Source organism: Pseudonocardia sp. D17 (genome assembly GCF_036984265.1).
Classification (GTDB): Bacteria; Actinomycetota; Actinomycetes; order Mycobacteriales; family Pseudonocardiaceae; genus Pseudonocardia; species Pseudonocardia benzenivorans.
Genome location: NZ_BPRG01000234.1, coordinates 329,380 through 352,801 on the forward strand (window position 1 = coordinate 329,380; position 23,422 = coordinate 352,801).

At 73.2% G+C, this 23,422-nt stretch carries 20 protein-coding genes and 1 pseudogene; 10 read left to right on the forward strand and 11 right to left on the reverse strand.

Going from position 1 to position 23,422, the window contains the following annotated elements; all coding sequences use genetic code 11:
* The first annotated feature begins 28 nt into the window (after positions 1-28).
* The 6 genes from PSD17_RS33245 (at position 29) to PSD17_RS33270 (ending at position 6,859) form a co-directional block, all read left to right on the forward strand.
* Complete coding sequence (locus PSD17_RS33245; protein WP_339126176.1) at positions 29-787, forward strand: GntR family transcriptional regulator; 759 nt, start codon at positions 29-31, stop codon at positions 785-787.
* A gap of 146 nt (positions 788-933) precedes the next feature.
* Entirely contained in the window at positions 934-2,655 is a 1,722-nt protein-coding gene (locus PSD17_RS33250; protein WP_339126157.1) for a class I adenylate-forming enzyme family protein, read from the forward strand.
* Entirely contained in the window at positions 2,652-3,581 is a 930-nt protein-coding gene (locus PSD17_RS33255; RefSeq protein ID WP_339126158.1) for an enoyl-CoA hydratase-related protein, read from the forward strand. Before PSD17_RS33250 ends, PSD17_RS33255 begins: the two co-directional genes overlap by 4 nt.
* A complete protein-coding gene (locus tag PSD17_RS33260; protein ID WP_339126159.1) occupies positions 3,581-4,765 on the forward strand; it encodes an acyl-CoA dehydrogenase family protein in 1,185 nt (394 codons plus the stop codon). Before PSD17_RS33255 ends, PSD17_RS33260 begins: the two co-directional genes overlap by 1 nt.
* A gap of 5 nt (positions 4,766-4,770) precedes the next feature.
* Positions 4,771-5,880, forward strand: a complete 1,110-nt coding sequence (locus PSD17_RS33265; protein WP_013673524.1) for an acyl-CoA dehydrogenase family protein — start codon at positions 4,771-4,773, stop codon at positions 5,878-5,880.
* A gap of 67 nt (positions 5,881-5,947) precedes the next feature.
* Complete coding sequence (locus tag PSD17_RS33270; RefSeq protein WP_013673525.1) at positions 5,948-6,859, forward strand: cyclase family protein; 912 nt, start codon at positions 5,948-5,950, stop codon at positions 6,857-6,859.
* Positions 6,860-6,863: 4 nt separating this feature from the next.
* Here PSD17_RS33270 and PSD17_RS33275 read toward each other — a convergent pair whose 3' ends face one another.
* Positions 6,864-7,637 carry a GntR family transcriptional regulator gene (locus PSD17_RS33275; RefSeq protein ID WP_339126160.1) on the reverse strand — a complete coding sequence of 258 codons (774 nt, stop codon included), beginning with the start codon at positions 7,635-7,637 and terminating at the stop codon, positions 6,864-6,866.
* Positions 7,638-7,759: 122 nt separating this feature from the next.
* Between PSD17_RS33275 and PSD17_RS33280 the strand changes: the two genes are divergently transcribed.
* Both PSD17_RS33280 and PSD17_RS33285 read left to right on the forward strand, forming a co-directional pair.
* The gene (locus PSD17_RS33280) at positions 7,760-10,192 is read left to right on the forward strand and encodes a CaiB/BaiF CoA transferase family protein (protein ID WP_013673527.1); all 2,433 of its coding nucleotides are present in this window, start codon (positions 7,760-7,762) and stop codon (positions 10,190-10,192) included.
* Positions 10,185-11,240, forward strand: coding sequence for an MsnO8 family LLM class oxidoreductase (locus PSD17_RS33285; protein ID WP_339126161.1), 1,056 nt, complete (start codon positions 10,185-10,187; stop codon positions 11,238-11,240). Before PSD17_RS33280 ends, PSD17_RS33285 begins: the two co-directional genes overlap by 8 nt.
* Positions 11,241-11,275: 35 nt before the next feature.
* Here PSD17_RS33285 and PSD17_RS33290 read toward each other — a convergent pair whose 3' ends face one another.
* From PSD17_RS33290 to PSD17_RS33310, 5 genes are read right to left on the reverse strand one after another with little or no spacing between them, the layout of a single operon-like run.
* Positions 11,276-11,800, reverse strand: a complete 525-nt coding sequence (locus PSD17_RS33290) for a hypothetical protein (protein ID WP_013673529.1) — start codon at positions 11,798-11,800, stop codon at positions 11,276-11,278.
* Positions 11,797-13,647 carry an ABC transporter ATP-binding protein gene (locus PSD17_RS33295; protein ID WP_339126162.1) on the reverse strand — a complete coding sequence of 617 codons (1,851 nt, stop codon included), beginning with the start codon at positions 13,645-13,647 and terminating at the stop codon, positions 11,797-11,799. The genes PSD17_RS33290 and PSD17_RS33295 overlap by 4 nt, the downstream gene beginning before the upstream one ends.
* Entirely contained in the window at positions 13,644-14,528 is an 885-nt protein-coding gene (locus tag PSD17_RS33300; protein ID WP_339126163.1) for an ABC transporter permease, read from the reverse strand. Before PSD17_RS33300 ends, PSD17_RS33295 begins: the two co-directional genes overlap by 4 nt.
* The gene (locus tag PSD17_RS33305; protein ID WP_013673532.1) at positions 14,525-15,466 is read right to left on the reverse strand and encodes an ABC transporter permease; all 942 of its coding nucleotides are present in this window, start codon (positions 15,464-15,466) and stop codon (positions 14,525-14,527) included. The genes PSD17_RS33300 and PSD17_RS33305 overlap by 4 nt, the downstream gene beginning before the upstream one ends.
* 11 nt (positions 15,467-15,477) lie before the next feature.
* Complete coding sequence (locus tag PSD17_RS33310; RefSeq protein WP_013673533.1) at positions 15,478-17,118, reverse strand: ABC transporter substrate-binding protein; 1,641 nt, start codon at positions 17,116-17,118, stop codon at positions 15,478-15,480.
* Positions 17,119-17,504: 386 nt separating this feature from the next.
* Here PSD17_RS33310 and PSD17_RS33315 point away from each other — a divergent pair, with 386 nt between their 5' ends.
* Complete coding sequence (locus PSD17_RS33315) at positions 17,505-18,386, forward strand: alpha/beta fold hydrolase (protein ID WP_041759365.1); 882 nt, start codon at positions 17,505-17,507, stop codon at positions 18,384-18,386.
* Between the two features lie 146 nt (positions 18,387-18,532).
* A complete protein-coding gene (gene fabG, locus PSD17_RS33320; RefSeq protein ID WP_013673535.1) occupies positions 18,533-19,291 on the forward strand; it encodes a 3-oxoacyl-ACP reductase FabG in 759 nt (252 codons plus the stop codon).
* A gap of 52 nt (positions 19,292-19,343) precedes the next feature.
* Here fabG and PSD17_RS33325 read toward each other — a convergent pair whose 3' ends face one another.
* From PSD17_RS33325 to PSD17_RS33345, 5 genes and pseudogenes are all read right to left on the reverse strand, one after another.
* Complete coding sequence (locus tag PSD17_RS33325; protein WP_013673536.1) at positions 19,344-20,075, reverse strand: GntR family transcriptional regulator; 732 nt, start codon at positions 20,073-20,075, stop codon at positions 19,344-19,346.
* Between the two features lie 142 nt (positions 20,076-20,217).
* On the reverse strand, positions 20,218-21,420 hold the full coding sequence (locus PSD17_RS33330) for a molybdopterin molybdotransferase MoeA (protein ID WP_013673537.1): 1,203 nt from the start codon (positions 21,418-21,420) through the stop codon (positions 20,218-20,220).
* 37 nt (positions 21,421-21,457) lie between these two features.
* Complete coding sequence (locus tag PSD17_RS33335) at positions 21,458-22,072, reverse strand: nitroreductase family protein (protein ID WP_339126164.1); 615 nt, start codon at positions 22,070-22,072, stop codon at positions 21,458-21,460.
* A gap of 54 nt (positions 22,073-22,126) precedes the next feature.
* On the reverse strand, positions 22,127-23,044 hold the full coding sequence (locus PSD17_RS33340; RefSeq protein ID WP_339126165.1) for an SDR family NAD(P)-dependent oxidoreductase: 918 nt from the start codon (positions 23,042-23,044) through the stop codon (positions 22,127-22,129).
* 193 nt (positions 23,045-23,237) lie between these two features.
* Positions 23,238-23,422 (reverse strand): annotated as a pseudogene (locus PSD17_RS33345) (hypothetical protein); the annotation flags it as partial.

Genomic DNA, 23,422 nt, shown 5'->3' on the forward strand with positions numbered 1-23,422 from the left:
CGCCGTCCCCGAACGAGCAGGGGTGCCCATGTCCGGCGACACCGCTGAGATCGACGCCGCCCGCGGTCGCGCGGGCGAGATCGACGCCGCCCGCGGTCGCGCGGGCGAGATCGTCGAGGCCCTGCAGCGTCGGATCCTGATGGGTGAGGTCCCTGTCGGTTCCTGGCTGCGCCACGAGGCGCTGGCCGCGGAGTTCGGGACCAGCCGGACGCCGGTACGCGAGGCGCTGCGCATCCTCGACGCGCAGGGCGTCGTCACGATCGTCCGCAACCGCGGAGCGCGGGTGGACGGGCACTCCGGCCGGGACCTGCGTGAGCTCGGCGAGGTCCGCGCCGAGCTGGAGGGGTTCGCGGCCCAGCTGGCCGCCGAGCGTATCGACGACGCCCAGCTCGAGCGCCTCCGCGGAGCCTGGCACGGTTTCCGCCGCGCGATCGAGGAGTTCGTGGACCTGCCCGCGGCCGAACGCACGGTGCGGACGGCGCCCGCGTGGGTCGAGGCGAACGGCCGTTTCCACGCGCTCGTCGCGGAGGCGTCGGGCAACCGGCAGCTCGCGCACACCATCGCCGACATCCACCGGCGGCTGCCGCAGAACATCTCCTTCGCCGCCTATGCGGGGCGGGTGCGGCTGCTGAGGCGCAACCTCGCCGAGCACGACGAGATCACCGACGCCATCGCCAGGGGCGACGGGGCGTCCGCGCGCGCCGCGATGACCGCGCACATCCGCAACGCCGTGGAGGCGACGAGCCGCTGGGCCGAGGACAACGGTCTCGTCCGCGAACGATACTGACGCCGGTAAAATGGGATCCATACTTGACGATTTCGTATCCTGAAACGTAGGCTCGCTCAGGACCGGCGCGGGCGCCGTTCGGCGACGTGGGTGCGGTGCGTCGCGCCCGACGGTCTCCTCGGCAGCGCGGCGGAAGGAGTCGACGGGTGGACGAGAGCAGGCGCCGCGCCGAGATCGTCGCCGAGCTGACGGCGCCGGGCGGCGGCTTCGCCATCGGTACGGCGCGGGTGCTCGGCGTCGAGCTGCCGGTGTACACCGACGCACCCGCGAGCGTGCGCGACGTCCTCGTCGCGGCCGCGCACCCGCCGGACCGGCCCGCCGTCACGTTCGAGGACGAGACCCGGACGTGGGGCGAGCACACCGACCTGGTCGCCCGGTTCGCCACGCTCCTCGTCGAGCGGTACGGGATCGGCAAGGGCGACAGGGTCGCCATCGCGATGCGCAACTATCCCGAGTGGGTCGTCGTGTTCGCCGCGGCCGCCGCGGTCGGCGCCGTGTGCGTCCCGCTGAACGCGTGGTGGACCGGGTCGGAGCTGGTCGATGCCCTCGCCGACTGCGGGGCGGCCGTGCTGGTCGCCGACCGCGAGCGGACCGAGAGCGTGCAGCCGCAGCGCCACCGCCTGCCCGGCCTGCGTGCCGTGGTCGAGGTCCGGCCGGGGGAGGCCGTCCGCGGTGACGACGAGTGGGAGGCCCTGCTCGCCGGCGAACGCCGCCGGTTCGACCTCACCTCGGTCCCGATCGACCCCGACGACGACGTCACGATCCTCTACACGTCGGGCACGAGCGGGCGCCCGAAGGGCGCGGTCGCCACCAACCGCGCGCACGTCACGGTCCTGTCGAACCTGCGGCTGCACGCCGTGGTCGAGAGCCGGCTGGCGCAGTGGCGCGGCGAGCCGTTGCCGCCGCCGCCCGAGCAGCCGACGCTGCTCGTCCCGGGCCCGCTGTTCCACGTGGCCTACCTGCCCCGGCTGATCTCGTCCGCCGTCACGGGCGTGCACCTCGTGCTCATGCACCGGTGGGACGCCCGGCGGGCGGTCGAGCTGATCGAGCGCGAGGGGGTCGACACCCTCACGGCGGTCCCGACGGTCGCGCGTCAGCTGATGGACGAGATCGAGCGCTCCGGCGCGCAGCTGCCGTCCCTCCGGACACTGGGCACCGGCGGCGCGCAGTCCACGTCCGCGCTGATCGCGCGGATCGGGACGCTCCTCGGCGGCCGGGTCGGAACCGGCACCGGGTACGGGCTCACCGAGACCACCGGCGCCATGGTGATGATCGGCTCGCGCGACTACTTCCGCCGTCCGCTGTCGGTCGGGAGGCCCTTTCCCACGTCGCAGCTACGAGTGGTCGGGGCGGACGGGTGCGACGTCCCCGACGGGGAGGTCGGCGAGGCGTGGTTCAAGGGCGCCTCGCTCGCCCGCGGCTACTGGAACCACGACTCGACCGCGTTCACGGCCGACGGCTGGTTCCGCACCGGCGACCTCGTCCGCCGCGACGAGGAGGGTTTCGTGCACATCGTCGACCGGATCAAGGACGTCGTGATCCGGGGAGGCGAGAACGTCTACTGCGCGGAGGTCGAGGAGGTCCTCGCCGAGCACCCCGACGTGCAGGAGGCGGCCGTGGTCGGGGTCCCGGACCCGCTGCTCGGCGAGGAGGTCGCCGCGGTCGTACGGGTCGCGACCGGCGCCTCGGTCACCGCGGAGGACCTGCGTGACCACGCCCGGCAGCGGCTGGCGGCGTTCAAGGTCCCGACCCGGTTCGTCGTCGGTTCGGACGCGCTCCCGCGCAACGCCGCGGGCAAGGTCCTCAAACGCGAGCTGCGCACGCGCTTCGAACCGCTCACCGTCCTCTCCAGATCGGACCACACGTGACCACGACCGAGCAGTCGACCGAACCCGCGTCCATCGGCGCGCCCTACCGGGAGATCCTCTACTCCACGGCCGACCGGATCGCGACCATCACCCTCAACGTGCCGGACAAGCGCAACCGGCTGAGCTACCTGATGCGCCGCGAGATCCTGCACGCGTTGCGCACGGCCGAGCAGGACGACGACGTCACCGTCGTGCTGATCCGGGCCAACGGCCCGTCGTTCTGCGCGGGGTACGACCTGTCGTCCGGACCGAAGACCAGCGCCCGACCCGCCGAGGGGGCGCGCTACTACCGCGACGACGGGATCCGGCCGGAGCGCTGGGTCAGCGCGGCGGAGTTCGACGACTGGACCGACCAGTGGGCGCGCAGCTGCGTGCGGGACTGGTACACGATCTGGGACCTGCTCAAGCCGGTCGTCGCCATGGTCCACGGCCACTGCGTCGCCGGCGGAACGGAGCTGATGTCGATGTGCGACATCGCCTTCGTCGCCGACGACGCCGTCATCGGGTACCCGCCGATGCGCGGGATGACCACGCCGGACGTGCCGTACTTCCCCTGGAAGATGAGCATGGCCCAGGCCAAGTACCTCCAGTTGACCGGGAACTCGGTGACGGGCGCGGAGGCGGCCCGGATGGGGTGGGTCGTGAAGTCCTTCCCCGCCGACAGCCTCGACGCGGAGACGCAGCGGGAGCTGCGGGCGATCTCGTCGATCGCACCAGGTCTGCTCGCGGCCAACAAGCACTCGGTGAACCAGGCCTACGAGATCCAGGGCATGAAGACCCACTTCGACCAGTCGTGGTCGTGGCACGCGTTGAGCGGCAACCTCCGTCCCGGCGCCCGGGCCTTCCGCGAGAAGCTCGACGAGGGCGGGCTGCGCGCCGCGCTCGACTGGCGCGACGGTGCCTTCCGCGCGGAGGGGTTCGCCTGATGACGGCCGAGCTCGACCTCGTCGTCACGACGACCGAGGACCTGCTGCGCTCCCACCCGCCCGCGCGGACGCCGCGGCGGGACTTCCTCGCCGCCCAGTTCGACGCGGGGCTCGCCTGGGTCCACTTCCCGGTCGGGTCGGGCGGGCTGGGGGTGGCGCCGCCGCTGCAGCGCGAGGTCACCCTGCGGCTGGCCGACACCGGGGCGCCCGACGGCGCCGAGTTCAACCGGCTCGGCTACTCGATGGGCGCGCCGACGCTGGCGGCGTGGGGTACCCGGGCGCAGCAGGAGCGCTACCTGCGCCCGCTGTTCGTCGGCGACGAGCGCTGGTGCCAGCTGTTCTCGGAACCCGGTGCGGGCTCGGACCTCGCGGGGCTGAGCACCCGGGCGGTCCGCGACGGCGACGCCTGGGTCGTCAACGGGCAGAAGGTCTGGAGCTCGCTGGCGACGATCTCCCAGGTGGGCATGCTGATCGCCCGGACGGACCCGGAGCAGCCCAAGCATCGAGGCCTGACCTACTTCCTCGTCGACATGGACGCGCCGGGGGTGGAGGTCCGCCCGCTGCGGCAGCTGACCGGCGAGGCCGAGTTCAACGAGGTGTACCTGACCGACGTGCGGGTCCCGGACTCCGCGCGCGTCGGCGAGGTGTCCGACGGCTGGCGCGTCGCGATGACCACGCTCATGGAGGAGCGGGTCCTGTTCAACCGGGAACGGACCGAGAGGACGCCGGCCGACCTGGCCCTCGAGCTGTACCGCACGCGGCCGGACCCGGGCCCGGAGCTGCGGACCCGGATGATCGACCTCTGGGTCCGGGCGCGGGTCCAGCGGCTGAACAGCCGGCGGGCGGCGGCCAACCGGACAGCCGGGATCCCGGGCCCGGAGGGCTCGATCGGCAAGCTCGTCTACGCCGAGCTCAACCAGGACGCGCTGGAGCTCTGCCTGGACCTCCTGGGGGACGAGAGCATGCTCTACGACTCCTACGAGATGTCCGCCTACACCGAGGAGTCGCTGACGCGGCGCGCCGAGCAGGACGTCCGACGGCTGTTCCTGCGTTCGCGGGCCTACTCGATCGAGGGCGGCACGTCCGAGATCATGCGCAACATCCTCGCCGAACGGGTTCTCGGCCTGCCGCCGGAACCGCGCACCGACAAGAACGTTCCCTTCTCCCGAATCCCGCGGGGTTGATCCGGATGAGCACGAACGACGCCCGCGACGAGCTGCGCCGAGTCGTCCGGCAGTTCCTGGAACGCCGCTCGACCGAGAGCGACGTCCGCCGGCTGATGGAGGACGAGGCCGGGTACGACCCCGCGGTCTGGACGACGATGGCCGACCAGCTGGGCCTGCAGGCGATGGCGATCCCCGAGGAGCTCGGCGGCGCCGGGTTCGGGTACCAGGAACTGTGCGTGGTCTTCGAGGAGATGGGCCGTGCGCTGCTCCCGTCCCCGTTCTTCGCGACGGTGGGCCTCGCGGCGACGGCCCTGCTCGAGTGCGGCGACCAGGAGGCGATGAAGCGCCACCTGCCCGCGATCGCGTCGGGTGAGCTCGTCGCGACGCTCGCGGTCGGTGAGGAGCGGGGCGGCTGGGACGAGTCGGCCGTCGACATGCGCGCGCAGCCGTCCGGGTCCGGCTGGACCCTGTCCGGGGTGAAGCGCTTCGTCCCGGACGCGCACGTGAGCGGCCTCCTGCTGGTCGTCGCCCGCACCGCCGAGGGCCTGTCGCTGTTCGCGGTGGACCCGCACTCGGCCGGGTGCAGGGTCGAGGTCGAGCTCACCCTCGACCTGACCCGCAAGCTCTCCCGGGTCCGCCTGGACGCGACGCCCGCGGTCCTCGTCGGGCGCGCCGGGCAGGCCTGGGACGGGGTGCGCCGGGCGCTGCGGTTCGCCGCGGTCGCGCTGGCCTGCGAGCAGGTCGGCGGCGCCCGGCGGGTGCTCGACATGACGCTCGACCACGTCACGGTGCGCCACCAGTTCGGCCGTCCGGTCGGGTCGTTCCAGGCGGTCAAGCACAAGCTGGCCGACATGCTCGTCGACATCGAGTCGGCGCGCTCGGCGGCGTACGACGCGGCCCGGGCCGTCGCCGAGCGCGACGCCGACGTCGAGCTCGCAGCGTCGGTGGCCAAGGCGGTCTGCTCCGACACCTACACGCGGGCGGCCGCGACGGCGATCCAGCTGCACGGCGGCATCGGGTTCACCTGGGAGCACGCGGCGCAGCTCTACTACAAGCGCGCCAAGAGCAGCGAGTTCCTCCTGGGCACCCCCGGCCACCACCGGGACCTCGTCGGCCGGGCGCTCGGGATCTGACCCGGCGGGTCCACCCGACGTAACGGGACCGTCCCGGTCCCGAGGAAACGAACCTGGAGTCATCGCGATGGAGAGCTTCCGTGAGATCGGGGCCCGGCTCAGCAACTGGAACCGCTGGGGACCCGACGACGAGCGGGGCACGGTCAACCACATCACGCCCGAGGCCGTCGTCGCCGCGGCGCGGCTGGTGCGCACCGGCCGCGTGTTCGACCTGGGAATCCCGTTCGCGTCGGACGGGCCGCAGCCCGGCGGGGCGCGGATCAACCCGGTGCACCTGATGCGGGACACCGGCGCGAACCAGGACTTCCCCGGCGGGTTCCACTTCGCCGACGACTACATCTTCATGCCGCTGCAGTGCGCCTCGCAATGGGACAGCCTGGCCCACGTCTTCTACGACGGCCTGCTCTACAACGGCTACCCGGCCTCCGAGGTCGGGCCCCGCGGTGCCGGCAGGCTCGCGATCGACAAGCTAGGCAAGGGCATCACCGGCCGGGGCGTGCTGCTCGACGTCGCCCGCCTGAAGGGCGTGGAGTGGCTGGAGCGCGGCTACGTGATCACCCCCGCCGATCTCGACGAGGCGGCCGCGCGCCAGGGCGTCACGGTGGGCCGGGGCGACATCCTGCTGATCCGGACGGGCTGGCGCCGTGTCTTCACCACGACCGGTGACTCGCGACGGTTCATGGACGGCGAGCCCGGGATCGGCCTGCAGTGCGCGGAGTGGCTGTACGAGCGGGAGGTCGCCGCGCTGTGTTCGGACAACTGGGCGATCGAGGCGCTCCCCGGCGAGCCCGACGAGAAGTTCGCGGTGCACTGCGTGCTGATCCGCGACATGGGCATGCCGCTGGGGGAGATCCTCGACTTCGAGGAGCTCGCCGAGGACTGCGCCGCCGACGGGGTCTACGAGTTCTTCTTCAGCGGGCCGCCGATCAAGTTCGCCAACGCCGTCGGCTCGCCGGTCAACCCGCTCGCGGTCAAGTGAGACGTCACCGCCGCCGGGCGGGGGTGGTCTCCTGGCCGATCTCGTCGACGGTGCGGACGAGCAGCTCGCTGGCGCGTTTGGCGTGCTCACGCAGCAGGGTGCCGGCGGTCGCCCCGTCGCCGCGGGTGAGGGCGTCGAGGATCGCGGCGTGTTCGGCCGCGTCCCGCTCGAGCCGCCGGACGTCGGAGCCGAGGGCGATCCAGGTCAGGTTCCGGGGCACCTTGTGGTGCAGGCTCTCGACGACGTCGGCGAGCAGCTTGTTCCCGCTGGCCTCGATGATGACCGAGTGGAACTCGGTGTTGGCCTCGTGCCAGCGCCGTTGCACCGCGGCGGGGTCGCTGTCGGCCGCCCTGAGCTCGTCGACGGCCTGACGGAACATCGCCTCGGCCCGGCTCAGCCGGTCGAGCTGCCCGGAGGTGATCAGCTCGGCGGCGGCCGTACCCGCGTGGGCCTGCAGCACGCCGTGCAGCTCGTAGACCTCCATGATGTCGCGGGTCGACGGCAGGCGTACCCGCGCGCCCCGGTTCGCGATCATCTCCACCGTGCCGACGGCCTGGAGCTGCCGCAACGCCTCGCGGACGGGCATGCGGCTCACGCCGAGCTCGGTGGCCAGGTGCTCCTGACGCAGCCACGTCCCGGCCGGGATCTCCCCGGTGCTGATCCGTTCCTGGAGTACCTCGACGAGCGAGTCGACCAGGTCGCGGTCGCCGCGCCCACGAGGTCGAGGTTCGGTGCCGGTCTGCGGGTCGGCATCCTGCGCGGTCGCCCGGGCCATCATGGATCCAGCTTACGGCCCACCCTCTGTGATGCCGGCCGTCCGGTCGGCGCGTCGGGATGAGGGTCCCGATGAAATGGATCCAGTATTGAAGTTCAGGGATCCGAAAAGGTACTGTCGATGTCATGACGGACATGTCACCGCTCGACGACGTGACGGTTGTCGACCTGTCGAGCGGGGTCGCCGGTGCGTACTGCACCCACCTGCTGGCCGGGGCGGGCGCCGTCGTCGTCAGGGCGGAGCCACCCGAGGGGCACCCGCTGCGTCGCCGGTCGGCCTCGGGCATCGTGTCCCCCGACGGCGAGGACGGCGCGCTCTTCCGGTTCCTGGCCGGGTCGACGCAGAGTGTGGTCGCCGACCCCGAGCGGCCCGCGGACGTCGCACTCGTGCTCGATGTCCTCGCCCGCGCCGACGCGGTGGTCTGGGATCCGGACTCGCGGCTGGCGGCGGTGCCGGCCCTGCAGCCGGCCGCGCTGCACGAGCGGTTCCCGGCGCTCGACGTCCTCGCCCTCACCGCCTTCGGGCTCGACGGTCCGTGGGCGGGCAGGGCGGCCACCGAGTTCACCCTGCAGGCCTGGTCGGGCGCCATCGGCTGGCGCGGGCTGCCCGGCCGGCCGCCGGTCAGCGTCGGCGGCCGGGTGGGGGAGTGGATGGCCGGCACGTTCGCGGCGACCGGGCTGCTCGCCTCGCGGCGCAGGCGCGCGAGCGACCACGGTGGCCAGATCCTCGACACGTCGATCTTCGAGGCGGTCGCGCTGAGCCTGACCAACATGCACCCCGTCACCTACTTCGCCGAGGCGGGCCGGCCGCGTGATCCGGCGCCGATGTCGCTGCTGCCCGGGATCCACGCCACGAAGGACGGCTGGGTCGGCTTCATGACCGGCACCGGCCAGCAGTGGCTGGACTTCTGTGTGCTCGTCGAACGGTTCGACTGGCTCGACGACGAGACGCTCATCGCGCAGGGGGAGCGGGAACGCCGTCGCGACGAGCTGACCGCCCACATCGACGCCTGGGCCGCGGCGCGGACCACCGCGGAGATCCTCGAGCTGGCCGCGGCGCTGCGGGTCCCCGCCGCGCCCGTGGGCAACGGGGCGACGATCTCGGCGATCGACCACTTCGCCGACCAGGAGATGCTCGTCGAGGCCCCAGAGGGTGGCGTCGTCCAACCGGCCACGCCCTACCGTCTGCACGGCAAGGCGAGCCTGCCGGCACCCGGCCGGGCCCCGGCCCTCGGTGAGCACACCGCGGAATGGGCTCGGCGGGTCGCCGACGGGCCGCGGCCGAGCGCCGGGCCGACGTCCGGGCCCGGCGGCCGGCTCCCCTTCGACGACCTGCGGGTCGTGGAGCTGACGGCGTTCTGGGCGGGCCCGTCGGCCGCGCAGTTCCTCGGGATGCACGGGGCCGAGGTCATCAAGGTCGAGTCGCCGGCCCGGCCGGACGGGATGCGCGCGCTGAGCCTGCGCGCCGTCGACGAGGAACAGTGGTGGGAGTACGCCCCGCTGTTCCACGCGACCAACACCGGCAAGCTCGGCCTCGGGCTGCGCCTGGACCGCCCGCGCGGGCTGGAGCTGCTGGTCGACCTGCTCGACACCAGCGACGTGCTGATCGAGAACTTCAGCCCGCGGGTGCTCGACTCGTGGGAGCTGAGCCCGGAGCTGCTCCACCAGACCAACCCGGGGCTGATCTTCGTGCGGATGCCGGCCTTCGGGCTGACGGGACCGTGGCGGGACCGGACCGGGTTCGCCCAGACCATGGAGCAGGCGTCCGGGATGGCGTGGGTGACGGGGTTCCCGGACGGGGCACCACAGGTCCCGAGCGGGGTCTGCGACCCGCTGGCGGGCGCGCACGCCGCGTTCGCGCTGCAGGTCGCCCTCGCCGTCCGGGACCGTACCGGCGAAGGCATGCTCGTCGAGGTCCCGATGGTGGCGAGCGCCCTCAACGTGGCCGCCGAGCAGGTCATCGAGTACACGGCCTACGGCGTGCTGGCGCAGCGGCAGGGGAACCGGTCGCCGTCCGCCGCGCCGCAGAACCTCTACCGCACGGCGGACCCCGACGACGGGCTCGGCGGCCCGCTCGTGGCGATCTCGGTCGAGACCGACGACCAGTGGACCGCGCTCGTCGACGCGCTCGGCCGACCCGGGTGGGCACAGGCGTCCGAGCTGGCGGGGTTCGCCGGCCGGAAGGCGCGCGAGGACGAGCTCGACGCCCGGCTCGGGGCGTGGTGCGCGCAGCGCTCCGCCGACGAGATCGTCGCGGCGCTGTGGACGGCCGGGGTGCCGGTCGCCCGGGTGGCCATGCCGCACGAACCCGATCACACCCAGTTCGCCCATCGCGGGTTCTTCGAGACCGTCGAGCATCCCGTCGAAGGGTCGACGATCGTCGCCGGCTCACCGGTCCGGTTCACCCGGGACCGCTACCCGGTCCACCGTCGCCGCGCCCCGATGCTGGGCGAGCACAACGCGTACGTCGTCACCGAGCTGCTCGGGATGACCGCGGACGAGTACGACGACCTGGAGGCGAACCACGTGATCGGGACGGGGCTGCGCCTCGATGGGTGAGGAACACGCCGTCGCGGCGGAGACCGGTCCGATGCGGTACTCGGTGGTCGAGCTGGCTCCTGTCGCTCCCGGCGGGACGAGGACCGCGGCGCTGCGCCGGGCGCTGGCCGCCGCGGTCGAGGCCGAGCAGCTCGGATACGACCGGATCTGGTACGCCGAGCACCACCACACCGTGGGCTACGCATCCGCGGACCCGGTGCCGCTCATCGCCGCGGCGGTGGGGCGCACCGACCGGATCCGGGTCGGGTCCGGCGCGGTGCTGCTCAACCACCACAGCGCGTTCACCGTCACCGAGCGGTTCATGATGCTCCAGTCGATGGCGCCCGGCCGCGTCGATCTCGGCATCGGGCGCTCCAGCGCCGGCCCGGTCGTCGACCAGGCCCTGCGCCGCGACCGCGGGTCCCGGCCCGTCGACGACTTCCCCGCCCAGGTCCAGGAGGTCCTCGGCCACGTGCATCGCGCGTTCCCGCAGGGCCACCGCTTCGCGACCCTCGACCTGACGCGCGCGGTCGACGGCGTGCCCGAGGTGTGGCTGCTCGGCTCCTCCGTGGCGAGTGCCCGGCTCGCCGCGCGGCTCGGCATCGGCTACGTCTTCGGCGCCCACATCGACCCCGCGACCACGCAGGCGGCTCTCGACCAGTACCGCGCCGGCTTCGTCGGCACGCCGTTCGGGAGCGGCGCCCCCCGCGCGATCCTCGCGCTCCACCTCGCCGCCGCCGACGACGAGGACCTGGCGCACCGGCTGACGTGGCCCGCCCGCGCGCTGCGGGCGGGCGGCCGGGACCGCCCGATCCCGACGGTGGCGCAGGCGGCGGCGGAGCTGGGTTCCGACGAGCGGGCACGGCCGAGCTCGATCCGGGGTCCGGTGATCCCGCCGCAGGTCGCCGGGACGGCCGAGGCGTTGCGCGAGCAGCTCGAGCCGCTGGTCCGCGCGCTCGGGGTGACCGAGGTGATGGTCCAGGACATGATCAACGACGTGGAGCTGCGCAGCAGGTCGCGCGAGATCGTCGCCAAGGTGCTCGGGTCGATCGACGCCCCCGCGTCCTGAAGGGCGGCGGGCGCCCGCCCGCCGCCCCTCAGGCGTCAGGCCTGGTCCAGCTCGGCCGCGGCGAACCCGCCGCCCTCGTACGGGTTGCCCGTCGCACGCAGGTAGCGCTGCCACTCGGCGGCGTCGTGGCGCACGAGGTAACGCACCACCAGGCCGTCCTCCAGGGTGTAGGTCGCCTCGCTGTGCAGGTGGAGCGGACCGTCCGGCAGGGTGCCGGTGATCGTGTAGTCCGCCACGACGGTGTCCGCGGTGCGCGCCGTGGCCGTCCCGGCGATGTCGATGTCCGGGATCCGCCGGCGCAGGAACGCGCCGTAGTTGCCGTTCCCGGCGACCCCGCCGTGGTCCAGCTCGCTGTACTCGTGCTGGTCGGCCGGCTGCTCGAAGGTCGCCATGGCGAGCTGGATGACCTGCGCGAACAGCGTCTTGTGCACGCTCGCGTACATCTCGAAGCCGCTCCGCAGCGACGTCCGGATGCGGGCGGCCATCTCCTCGGCGGTCTCGGGGGTGTTCATGGCCTCGGACGTCCACCGGGGAGCGTCCGCGGTCGGCCGGTTCGTCATGTCGGTCGTCCTTCGGGTACGGAGGTGGGGCCGGTGCGGACGGGTGTCCGCCCGGTCGCCGGGTCGGCGGAGACCGCGGCGAGGAGCTCACGGGTGTAGGCGTGCCGGGGCGTGTGCAGGACGTCGCCGACCGGGCCCTCCTCGACGATCGCGCCGTCCTTCATGACGAGCACGCGCTCGCACATCCGGTTGATGACGCCGAGGTCGTGCGAGATGAACAGCAGCGCCACGCCGAGGTCGCGCCGCAGGGTGTCGAAGAGGTCGAGGATCTGCGCCTGGATCGAGACGTCGAGCGCCGACACCGGTTCGTCGCACACGAGGATCTCCGGTTCGGGACCGAGCGCGCGGGCGATCGCGACGCGCTGGCGCTGCCCGCCGGACAGCTGAGGCCCACGCCGGTCGAGGATCGTCGCGTCGAGTCCCACGCGGTGCAGCAGTTCGACGACGCGCGACCGGTGGGCCGCCGCCCCGCGCCGGCTCGGCTGCCCGAGGCCCTCCCCGATGATCCGCTCGACGGTGAACCGGGGGTCGAAGGAGCTGAGCGGGTCCTGCTGGATCAGCTGGATGCGGGAGCGGTGCGGCCGTCGGTCGGGCTCGCGCAGCTCCGACCACGACGCGCCGTCGAGGAGCACGCGGCCGTCGTCGGGCCCGAGCATGCCGAGCGCGATCTGCGCGATGGTCGACTTGCCGGAACCGGACTCGCCGACGAGACCGAGCGCCTCCCCTGCCCGCAGCGAGAACGAGACGCCGTCGACGGCCCGCCGCCGGCCGCCGCCGGGCACCCGGAACCGCTTGGACACCCCGTCGACCTCGAGCACCACCCGGCGACCCGACGTGGTGGTCCCGACGGTGCGGGGCGCCGGCGGCGGCAGCGGCTCGGCGGCATCCGCGTGCCAGCAGCGGGCGAGCGACGGGCCGTCGCCCGTGGCGCGCAGGGCGGGCAGCTCCGCGTGACACCGGGCGTCGGCCAGGGCGCAGCGGCTGCGGTACGGGCACCCCGGTCCGGTCGTCGGCGGCGCGAGCCGCGCGATCTGCGTCGGAGCCGGACCCCGGGGGTCGAGGGTCGGGGCCGCGGCCAGCAGGGCGCGCGTGTACGGGTGGACGGGCTCGTGCAGGACCTGCGCGGCCGGGCCCTCCTCGACGACCAGCCCCGCGTACATCACGGCGACGTGGTCGGCCATGCGCGCGACGACGGTCAGGTCGTGGCTGATCAGCAGCACCGCCGTCCCGGCGTCGCGCATGTCGGCCAGCAGGTCGAGCACCTGCGCCTGGATCGTGACGTCGAGCGCCGTGGTGGGCTCGTCGGCGACGACGAGCGACGGCCCCGCCGCGATCGCCGATGCGATGAGCGCACGCTGGCGCAGGCCGCCGGAGAGCTCGTGCGGGTACTGCCGGGCGCGCTGCGCCGGGTCGGGGATGCCGACGTCGCCCAGCAGGGACCGGACCCGTTCGGCGCGCTCGCGGCGTCCGAGATCGGCGTGGACGTCGAGCGGTTCGGCGACCTCGTCCTCGATCCGCCGCAGCGGGTCCAGTGAGGTCAGGGCGTCCTGGAGGACGAAGCCGATCCGGGCTCCGCGCAGCCGCCGCCACCGCCGCTCGCCGAGGGTGAGCAGCGAGCGGCCCTCGAAGGTCATCGTGGTGGCGTCGACGGTCGCGTTCGACCCGGCGAGACCGATCAACGCCCGAGCCGTCACGCTCTTGCCCGAGCCGGACTCGCCGACGACCGCGAGGCACCGTCCGGCCTCGACGGCCAGGCTCACCCCGCGGACGGCGTCGACCGGGCCGTGGCGCGTCGTGAAGCGGACCCGGAGGTCGCGCACGGACAGGAGTGCGTCCGGGGGAGTCATCGCTCGGTCCGCCCCTCGAAGCGCAGCCGCAGCTCCCGGCCGAGCACGCTGATGCTGATGACGGTCAGCGCGATCGCGAGGCCGGGGAAGACTGCGGGGGCCCACGCGTCCTGGAGGTGGTCGCGGGCGTCGGAGAGCAGCGAGCCCCACTCCGATGACGAGGCCTGCGGGCCGAGGCCGAGGAAGCTCAGCGACGCCCCCGCGATGATCGACTGGCCGACGTTCATGGTGGCGAGCACCAGCATGGGCGGCAGGACGTTCGGCACGATGTGGCGGCCGACGACGCCGCGCCTGCGGACACCGAGTGCCGCCGCGGCCTGCACGTAGCCGGCGTGCTTCACGACCTGGGTCTGCACGCGCACCACCCGTGCGAACCCGGGCGCGAGCGAGACCGCGATGGCCACCGCGACGCTCGGGCCGCCGGCGCCGAGCACGGCGACGACCAGCAGCGCCATGAGCGTGGTCGGGACGGCCATGAAGATGTCGGCGACGCGCATCGTCGCCTCGTCGACGAGCCGGCCGCCGAGTCCCGCCGCCAGCCCCCACGCGATGCCGACGAGCGCGGCGAGCGCGGTGGCCCCGAAGCCGAGTGCGAGTGAGGCGCGGGCGCCGTGGACGACCCGTGCCCACGTGTCGCGGCCGAGCTGGTCGGTACCGAGGAGATGGCCGGGGGCCGGGTCGCGGAACGCGTTCACCGGGTCGATCGCGGCCGGGTCGCCGGCGAAGGCATCCGGAAACGCGCCGAGCAGACACACCGCGAGGAAGAACGCGAGGGCGAGTGCCGGCCCGAGCCACCGCGTCCGCCGGAGAGCGCGGGCGGCGGGGAGCTCGGTGACCGGCGGGAGGCCCGCCGGGGGCTCGCCGTGCACCACCGTGGTCATTCGGGGACACCTCGGAGTCGGGGATCGACGACGCGGGTCAGCGCGTCGAGCGCGGTGTTGATCACGACGAAGACGACGGTGGCGACGAGGACGACGCCCGTCACGACGGGAAGGTCGCGACCGTTCACCGCGGTCACCGCGACCTGCCCGATGCCGGCGCGGGCGAAGACCGTCTCGATCACGACGACGCCCCCCAACAGCGTCCCGAGCGTCCAGCCGGACAGCGTGAGCACCGGTAGCAGGGCGTGTCGGAGGGCGTGGCGCAGCCGGAGCCGGGTCGCGGTCGCCCCACGCGCCAGCACCGTGGTGGCGAACGGCTGCTCGAGCGCACGTTGCAGCCCGTCGCGCATCACGAGCGCGAGCGTCCCGGTGATCGGCAGGGCCAGCGTCAGCCACGGCAGAACGAGCGACGCGACGCCCTCGTTGCCGAACACCGGGAACCACCCGAGGCGGAACGAGAACACGGTCAGCAGCAGGATCCCGACCCAGAAGCTCGGCGTCGACACGAACAGCAGCTCGAGCGTCGAGAACAGCGACTCGGCGCGTGGGCGACCCGCGGTGCCGACGGCCAGCACGAGCGCCAGCCCGAAACCGAGGACCGCCGCCCCGAGCGCCAACGCGACGGTGGGACCGAGCTGGTCGACGATCACGGTCGTCACCCGCTGGTTCAGCTGATAGGACATGCCGAGGTCCCCTCGGGCCAGCTGGCCGAGGAACCGCCCGTACTGGACGATCAGCGGCTCGTGGAAACCGTACTGCTCGTTGATCCGGGCGAGGATCTGCTCCGACGAGCCGCTGACGGCCCCGCCCCCGCCCGCGATGATGCGGGCGGGGTCGCCGCTCAACAGGTGCAGGCCGATGAACGACAGGGTGGCGGCGCCCCAGATCACGAGGACGCCGAGCCCCGCCCGGCGCAGCCACCACCGTGTCGTGACCATGGCCCGCTGCGTCACGGTACGAGCCAGGCACCGTAGAGCTGGGCGATCCCCTGCGGGTCGAACGTGACCCCCTGCAGGGCCGACGTCGTGCCGACGAGCGAGGTCGGGACGTAGCCCGGCAGGAGGTAGCCGCTCTTGAGCACGTCGGCCTGGGCCAGCGCGTAGTCACGGGCGGCGACGGCCGCGTCCGAGGTGGTGGCGGCCTCGTCGAGCCACCCGTCGAGCTGCGGGGAGTCCGACAGCGACACGTTCGCGCCGCCCTTGGCGAAGGTCGAGCCCGAGGCGAACATGAACCGCAGGATGTCGGCGTCGGCGCGCGCGTTGCTGCTGTCGAGGATGTTGTAGGTGCCGTTGAGGACCGACTCGGAGTAGGCGCCGGCGTCGAGGTTCGGGCGGTCGATGCGGATGCCCGCCTTGCGGGCCTCGGCCTGGATGGCCTGGCCCAGCACGTCGCGCTGGTCGCGGTTGATCAGCGCGAGGTACGGCCACGTGAGCGTCAGCTCCTGGCCGTCCTTCGTGCGGTAGCCCTCCGCGTTCCTCCCGGTCCAGCCGGCCTGGTCGAGCAGCGCGCCTGCCTTGGCCGGGTCGTAGGCCTGCAGCGCCGCCGCGGCGGCCTGGTCGTGGTCGGGTGTCGTCGGTGACAGCACGTTCCTGGCGGCCGCATACTGCCCGGCGTAGATGCTGCCGACGAGAGCGGGGACGTCGATCGCCGCCTGCAGCGCCTGCCGCACCAGGGGGTCGCTCGTCGGACCGGTCTTCGCGTTGAGGAACAGGTTGTAGTTCACGCCGGGCAGCTCGGTCTTGAGGACGCTGAACCTCCGGTCGGACTGCAGGGACCCGACGCGGTTGGGCGGCACCGCCGCGATCGCCTGCACCTGGCCGCTCGTCAGTGCGCCGTAGCGGGTGGCGTCCTCCGGGACGTAGTTGAACCTGAGCGTCTGGAGGTACGCGGCGCCGGTGTGCGGCGCGTTCGCGGGCGGTGAGGTGTAGTCGGGGTTGCGGGTGAGCGTGATGTCCTTCTGCTGTTCCCATGAGACGAACGCGAACGGTCCGGTGCCGACGGGCTTGTACTCGGCCGGGGGCACGGCGAGTGCCCGGGGGCTCTGGATGCCCAGGTAGGGAGTGGACAACGCCTGCAGGAACGGCCGGAACGGCCGGGACAGCGACACCTTGACGGTCAGGTCGTCCACGACGGTCGAACCCTGGTACGGCGCGATCAGCGACGCCGCGTACTGGGACTTGCTGGCCGGGTCGACGACGTGGTCGAGCGTCGCCTTGACCGCCGCCGCGTCGAACGGTGTGCCGTCGGTGAACCGGACACCGCTCCTGAGGGCGAAGGTGTACTCGCGGCCGTCGGGGGAGACGTCCCACCTCGACGCGAGCCACGGCTCGAACCGCGTCGGGCCGGCCTGGACGACGAGCGAGTCGAAGATCGGGCGGGTGACCAGACCGGTCACGGTGGCGGGACTGACCGCGGGGTCCAGCGTGAGCTGTGTCTGGTCGACGAGATAGGTCACCTCGCCCCCGCTGACGGGGTCGCCGCTCGCGCTACCGCCGGAGGGTCCGCTCGTCGCGCAGGCCGCGCTGGTCGCCAGGAGGATCAACCCGATGGCAGCGGCGGCGAACCGCCTCGAGCGCGTGCGTTGGGACATCTCGTGCTCCTACGTGGATGGGACGGCCGTGGCGCTGGTCGCGCGCGCGGAATCCGCGCGTCACGACGGCGAAGGCAGGGAGGGTCCCGAGGGCCTGCCGTCCGGAGCCCCCGGGAGGCGACCATCTCAGGATCCAATATTGACGAATATGAATCCTAAGCATAGCGTCGTGGGGGCTGCCGAGGTCAAGGACCAGGCGAGATACCGCACACCGCAGGGGAGGAGATCACCGTGTCCGACGCGAGGGGACCGCTGTTGCGAGAGGCGGTCCACGGCGGGCAGGCTCGGCACTCCGCCCGGCAGGCTTGGCACTCCGCCCGGCAGGCGTGCCCTCCCGGTCCGCTGCCGTCGGCGCCGGAGTTCGTCCGATGACGGGAGCGTCGAGCGTGGCCCGAACCGGCACGGTCCGCGCCAACGGCATCGAGATCTGCTACGAGACCATCGGGGATCCCGCCGATCCCGCCCTGCTGCTGATCATGGGGCACGGGACGCAGCTCGACGCGTGGGAGCCGGGCTTCTGCCAGGAGTTCGTCGCGCGGGGCTTCTTCGTCGTCCGGTTCGACAACCGCGACGTGGGGCTGTCCACCAAGTTCGACGGCAGCATCCCGGACCTCGACGCGGCCCGCAGGGGCGATCGCGCCGGTGCGGTGTACACCCTCGACGACATGGCCGACGACGCCGCCGGCCTGCTCGCCGCGCTCGGCATCGACCGGGCGCACGTGCTGGGCGCGTCGATGGGCGGCATGATCGCGCAGACGTTGGCCGTCCGGCACCCGGACCGCGTCCGGTCGCTGTGCTCGATCATGTCGACGACCGGCGCCGCGGGCGTCGGCGGGGCGCGACCCGAGGTCCTCGCCGTCATCAGGTCCGGCGCGCCGCGAACCCGCGACGAGATCGTCGCGGCACAGGTCGCGATGGCGCGGGCGTTGCGCGGCGGCGGGTTCCCGTTCGACGAAGCGCGGGCGCGGGACCGTGCGGAGCACGCCTACCAGCGGTGTCACTACCCCGAAGGCAAGCTGCGTCAGCAGGCGGCGATCCTCGTCGCGGCCGACCGCACGCCGGCACTGCGGACGCTGCGGCTGCCGGCCGTCGTCATCCACGGCGCCGACGACCCGCTCGTCGCGGTGAGCGGCGGCGAGGCGACGGCGGCGGCGATACCGGATGCCCGGCTCGTCGTCGTGCCGGGCCTCGGGCACGAGTTCCCGGTCGGCGTCCAGGCGACGGTGGCCGAGGAGTTCGCGGCGACCGCGCAGCGGGCCCGTCCATGACCACGGCCCGCGCCTGACCGACTCCCGCCGACACCGACACCGACACCGACCGCGGTCGGCCGTCGTCCTCGACCCACCCTCGGAGCCGTCGCCCGCGGCCGGCCCGGGCCCGAACCCGTCCGTCACCAACGAAGGAGCCGATGACCATGCCCGAGTCCCGCCGCGTCGCGATCGTGACGGGTGCCGCCCGCGGAATCGGTGCCGCCACCGCGGTCCGGCTCGCACAGGACGGCCTCGCGGTCGCCGTGCTGGACCTCGAGGAGAGCGCGGCGAAGGTCACCGCCGACGCGGTGCTCGCCCAGGGCGGGCAGGCGATCGCGGTGGGCGCGGACGTCGCCGACGCCGAGGCCGTCGAGGCCGCGGTGGACCGGGTCGTCGCCGAGCTCGGCGCGCCCACCGTCCTGGTCAACAACGCCGGCGTCACCCGCGACAACCTGTTGTTCAAGATGACCGAGACCGACTGGGACACCGTGCTCGGGGTGCACCTGCGGGGTTCGTTCCTCATGAGCCGCGCGGCGCAGACCCACATGGTGGCCGCGGGCTGGGGCAGGATCGTCAACCTGTCCTCCACGTCGGCGCTGGGCAAGCGCGGCCAGGGCAACTACGCGGCCGCGAAGGCCGGCCTGCAGGGCTTCACCAAGACGCTCGCCATGGAGCTCGGCAAATTCGCGATCACGGCGAACTGCATCGCGCCCGGGTTCGTCGTCACCGACATGACGCGGGCGACGGCGGACCGGATCGGGGTGCCGTGGGAGCAGTACCTGCAGGACCGCGCGGCGGCGATCCCGGTCCAGCGCGCGGGGCGGCCGGAGGACATCGCGAACGCGGTGTCGTTCTTCGTGGACGAGAAGGCGGGGTTCGTGTCCGGCCAGGTGCTGTACGTGGCGGGCGGCCCCTGGGGGTGACGGGTCCGCGCCCGGGCGGCACGGGAGCGGAGGCGGCCCGCTGCCACCTCCACTACCTCCGCTGCGCGGCGGAGCCCGGCCCGATCTCGTCCACGGTGCGGACCAGGAGGTCGGCGGCGCGTCTGGCGTGGTTGATCAGCTCGCGGCGTGCGGTGGTGCCGTCGCCCCGGCCGATGGCGTCGAGGATCGCGGCGTGCTCCGCGGCGTCCTTCTCGAGCCGCCGGATGTCGTTGCCCAGCGCGATCCACGTGAGGTTGCGGGGAACCTTGCGGTGCAGGCTCTCGACGACCTCGGCGAGGCGCTTGTTGCCGCTGGCCTCGATGATGACGGTGTGGAACTGGGTGTTCGCCCGGTGCCAGCGCTGCTGCGCGTCGGCGGTGCCGCCACCGGTCCTGAGCTCCTCGACGACCTCACGGAACATCCGCTCGGCCGCGGCCAGCCGGTCGAGCTGCTCCGAGGTGATGAGGGTGGCGGTCGCCGCTCCGGCGTGCCCCTGCAGCAGCCCGTGCAGCTCGTAGACCTCGATGATGTCGCGCGCCGACGGAAGCCGGACCCGGGCGCCCCGGTTCGCGACCACCTCGACGGTGCCCATGGCCTGGAGCCGGCGCAACGCCTCGCGCACGGGCGTTCGGCTGACCCCCAGCTCCTCGGCCAGCGGCGCCTGCCGCAACCACGTGCCGGCGGGGATCCGTCCGGCGTTGATCCGCTCCTGGAGCTCGTCGACGAGCGAGTCGACGAGGTCGCGGTCGGCAGCCGCCTCCTGCGCCGCGGGCGCCATGTTCATGAGCGCCCCGATCGGGGTGGGAGCAGCGCGAGTGCCGCGCGGAGGTCCACGCGCCGCCCGCCGGCGCAGCCGCGGGCGGGGACGTCGGTACAGGGTCTGGTCACCATGCGCGCCATGGGTCTGCGGCTCCGTTCGGTTCTGCTCACAGCGACAGCACCGCGACGGTCGTGTCGCGGGTCTCCCGGTCGATGACGGCGAGGACGTCGGCGCGAGCCACGCCACGCAGGTCCGAGGGCCGGTGCCCGGGGACGACGGCCAGGTGGTCGCCGTCCCAGGCGGCGGGGACGAGCAGCGTGTGGCCGTCCACGGCCGGTGGGACACCTGCGACCGCTGTCCGGCGCAACGGCGGGACGGGGCGCCCGCCGAGCCCGGCGAGCAGCGGCGCCAGCAGAGTGTGCGCCGCGACGATCGCCGCGTAGGGGTTGCCGGGCAGCCCGATCAGCCAGCGACGGGAACCCAGCGCGGCGAGCAGCTGGGGGTGGCCGGGCCGGCAGGTGACACCGTCGACGACGGCGCGGGCGCCGAGGCCGTCGAGCAGCCGGTGCAGGTGGTCGGTGACACCCACCGAGGTCGACCCGGTGACGAGGACGATCTCCGACGCGGCGCCGCTGCCGACCGCGGCCGCGAGCGCGGCGAACGAGTCCTGCACGTGCGCGGTCTCGACGAGGTCCCCACCGAGTCCGGCGACGAGCGGCGGCAGGGTGGGGCCGAGGGCGTCACGCACCCGGCCGGCCCCGCCCGGCCCCGCCGTCACCAGCTCGTCGCCGGTGATGAGCAGCCGGACGCGTGGTCGTGGCCGCACCACGAGGTCGTCGTGGCCCGCGGCCGCGGCCAGCCCGAGCATCGCCGGGCTCACCACCGAGCCCGAGTCCGCGAGCAGCGCGCCCGCGGGGGAGTTCTCGCCCGTCCGGCGGATGTGCCGGCCGGGTTCCGGTGCGCAGCCGTCGAGACCGCGGACCTCGTCGCCGGACCGGGAGGTGTCCTCGACCGGCAGCACGGCCCGGGCCCCGGCGGGGACCGGAGCGCCGGTGGAGATGGCGACGGCCTCCCCCGGGCGGAGGCACCCGGGCCACTGCCGGCCCGCCCGGACCTCGCCCAGCACGGTCCACGGCCCCCGGCCGGCGACGGCGTAGCCGTCCATCGCCGAGGTGTCGAACGCGGGCTGGGCGACCCGGCTGACGAGGTCCTCGGCCAGGACGAGCCCGGCCGCCGCGGCGAGCTCGACCGGCCGTCCGGGCAGGGGCCGTCCCTCGGCGTGGGCCCGCCGGCGGGCGGAGTGCCAGTCCACCGCCCGCCCGGACCGGGCGGCGCGTACCTGCTGCTCGTGGGCTCGCGTCGTGGGCATCGAAGGTCCCTTCCGTGCGGGAGGTCGGGCGGACGTCCTACGGGCTGCCCCAGCGGTCGCGGAAGATCACCTCGGAGACCGGCTTGCGGGCGACCGGGCCGTAGCGTCCCTCGGGATAGCCGATCGGGATGACGGCCCCGATCTCCACGTCGTCGGGAATGCCGAAGTGGGAACGGACGCCCGGTTCGTTCCACAGATGGTAGGTCGTCATGGCGGCGCCCAGGCCCATACCGCGCGCGGCCAACAGCAGGTTCTGCGTCGCGAGGTAGACCGACGACCACGCATAGTGGGGGTCCGGCGCGTCGGCCGTGGGGAAGGCGTTCTCGACGGTCGTGATGATGAACGCGGGGATCTTGTCGAAGTCGAAGACGAAACGACGCATCAGCCGCAGGTTCCGGGCCGCCGCGGAGTCGTCGTCGTCAGCAGGTGGCTCGCTGAACAGCAGTCTGCCCGCCGTGTCGGCCAGCATGTCCCGGAACCAGAGGCGGTCCTCGGCGGCGGTCACGATCACGAACCGCCAGAGCTGCGAGTTGCCCGCGCTGGCCGCCCGGGTGGCGTAGTAGACGAGCCGTTCGAGATCCTCCGGAGGGACTGGATCGCTTTTGAGCCTGCGGATGGAGCGGCAGGTCTCCATCGCTTCGAGAATGTCCATGTTGTCTTCCTGTCCTCGGGCCGAGTGCGGCAGCGTGCGACGAGACCGCCGGCCCTACAGCGCCATCCCCCCACCCATCGGGATCATCACGCCGGTCATCGCGCTGGCCGCGTCGGTCGCCAGGAAGCCGATCATGTTGGCTACCTCCTCCGGCAGCTCGAAGCGCTGGATCGCGGTGCGCCCCAGGGCGTACTGACCGAGGACCGAGTCGGGGAGCAGATCGCGGCCCGGGCCCCACATACATCCCCCGTACACGCCGAGCACCTTCACACCGTGCCTCTCCACCTCGGCGCCGAGCTGGGCGGTGAAGGTGGCCAGCCCGCCCTTGAGCGCGCCGTACATCACCTGCCCCGGCATGGCCGTGAGCGCCGACTCCGAGCCGACGTTGATGATCCGGCCCCAACCCTTGGGGATCATGTAGTCGAGCGCCGCTCGTGCGCAGTAGACGGCGCCGGTGAACGTCCCCCGGACAGACCGGTCGATGTCCTCCGTGGTGAAGGAGGTGAACGGGCCCATCGCGACGTCGGCGACGTTGTTGACCAGGATGTCGATGCCGCCGAGGCGCTCGTGGCACTCGCGCATCACGGCCTCCACGCCGTCGGCCGTAAGGACGTCGCCCTCGACGGCGATGCACTTCGTGTCCCAGCGCTTGGAGAACTTCTCCGCCACGCCCTCGGCGTCAAGCAGGGGTGTGCGCCCGGCCGCCCGGGTCCATGCCTCGGACCGCTCCTTGGGCAGGTCGACGACCGCGACGTCCGCGCCGAGACCGGCCAGTCGGTTGACGCACGCCTGGCCGAGGTTCACCCCCGCGCCGCCGGTCACGACGGCCTTCTTGCCGCTGAGGTCCATCAGGTCGGTGACGCGCTTGTCGATGCTGTCGAGGGGAGTGCGCTCCTCGTCCCACCAGTAGGTGGGGTCGGTGCCCTCGTCGACGTCCTTCTGGAGCAGGTTCAACAGGTAGTTCTCACGCATTCCGGCCTCCTCGGCGAAATGATGTCCACGGCGAAAGTCCGGTTCCGGGGTGAGCACCGCGCGGTGGCGCGGAGTCCGGCGTACCAGCCGCCACCAGCCTGATCAATGCCCGGCGTTCGGGGCGAAGGTCCGGAAGGACGGTATTGTGTGAATACAATAGTGTCAATATAGGATCCTATACGCGATCCCGTTGTCAGGGTGCGCCTCGGACCGACACCAGCGTCGTGATCCGCCAACTCGCGTCGGCCTCAGGTCGCACCACGAGGTAGAGGACGTCGAACGCCTGGAGCGTCGCTCCCGCTCGGTCGTGGCGGGTGCCGCGCGACCGCACCAGCGCGGCCGTCCGGTCGAGCACGGAGACCTCCAGCGACGCGACGC

Excerpts from the sequence above, each read along its gene's own strand:
- PSD17_RS33290 (WP_013673529.1), bottom strand. The coding sequence starts at position 11,800 with ATGACGAACCGGCCGACCGCGGACGCTCCCCGGTGGACGTCCGAGGCC.
- PSD17_RS33285 (WP_339126161.1), top strand. The coding sequence starts at position 10,185 with ATGGGTGAGGAACACGCCGTCGCGGCGGAGACCGGTCCGATGCGGTAC.
- PSD17_RS33280 (WP_013673527.1), top strand. The coding sequence starts at position 7,760 with ATGACGGACATGTCACCGCTCGACGACGTGACGGTTGTCGACCTGTCG.
- PSD17_RS33275 (WP_339126160.1), bottom strand. The coding sequence starts at position 7,637 with ATGATGGCCCGGGCGACCGCGCAGGATGCCGACCCGCAGACCGGCACC.
- PSD17_RS33305 (WP_013673532.1), bottom strand. The coding sequence starts at position 15,466 with ATGGTCACGACACGGTGGTGGCTGCGCCGGGCGGGGCTCGGCGTCCTC.
- PSD17_RS33325 (WP_013673536.1), bottom strand. The coding sequence starts at position 20,075 with ATGAACATGGCGCCCGCGGCGCAGGAGGCGGCTGCCGACCGCGACCTC.
- PSD17_RS33245 (WP_339126176.1), top strand. The coding sequence starts at position 29 with ATGTCCGGCGACACCGCTGAGATCGACGCCGCCCGCGGTCGCGCGGGC.
- PSD17_RS33295 (WP_339126162.1), bottom strand. The coding sequence starts at position 13,647 with ATGACTCCCCCGGACGCACTCCTGTCCGTGCGCGACCTCCGGGTCCGC.
- PSD17_RS33265 (WP_013673524.1), top strand. The coding sequence starts at position 4,771 with ATGAGCACGAACGACGCCCGCGACGAGCTGCGCCGAGTCGTCCGGCAG.
- PSD17_RS33260 (WP_339126159.1), top strand. The coding sequence starts at position 3,581 with ATGACGGCCGAGCTCGACCTCGTCGTCACGACGACCGAGGACCTGCTG.
- PSD17_RS33335 (WP_339126164.1), bottom strand. The coding sequence starts at position 22,072 with ATGGACATTCTCGAAGCGATGGAGACCTGCCGCTCCATCCGCAGGCTC.
- PSD17_RS33270 (WP_013673525.1), top strand. The coding sequence starts at position 5,948 with ATGGAGAGCTTCCGTGAGATCGGGGCCCGGCTCAGCAACTGGAACCGC.
- PSD17_RS33300 (WP_339126163.1), bottom strand. The coding sequence starts at position 14,528 with ATGACCACGGTGGTGCACGGCGAGCCCCCGGCGGGCCTCCCGCCGGTC.
- PSD17_RS33330 (WP_013673537.1), bottom strand. The coding sequence starts at position 21,420 with ATGCCCACGACGCGAGCCCACGAGCAGCAGGTACGCGCCGCCCGGTCC.
- PSD17_RS33310 (WP_013673533.1), bottom strand. The coding sequence starts at position 17,118 with ATGTCCCAACGCACGCGCTCGAGGCGGTTCGCCGCCGCTGCCATCGGG.
- fabG (WP_013673535.1), top strand. The coding sequence starts at position 18,533 with ATGCCCGAGTCCCGCCGCGTCGCGATCGTGACGGGTGCCGCCCGCGGA.
- PSD17_RS33340 (WP_339126165.1), bottom strand. The coding sequence starts at position 23,044 with ATGCGTGAGAACTACCTGTTGAACCTGCTCCAGAAGGACGTCGACGAG.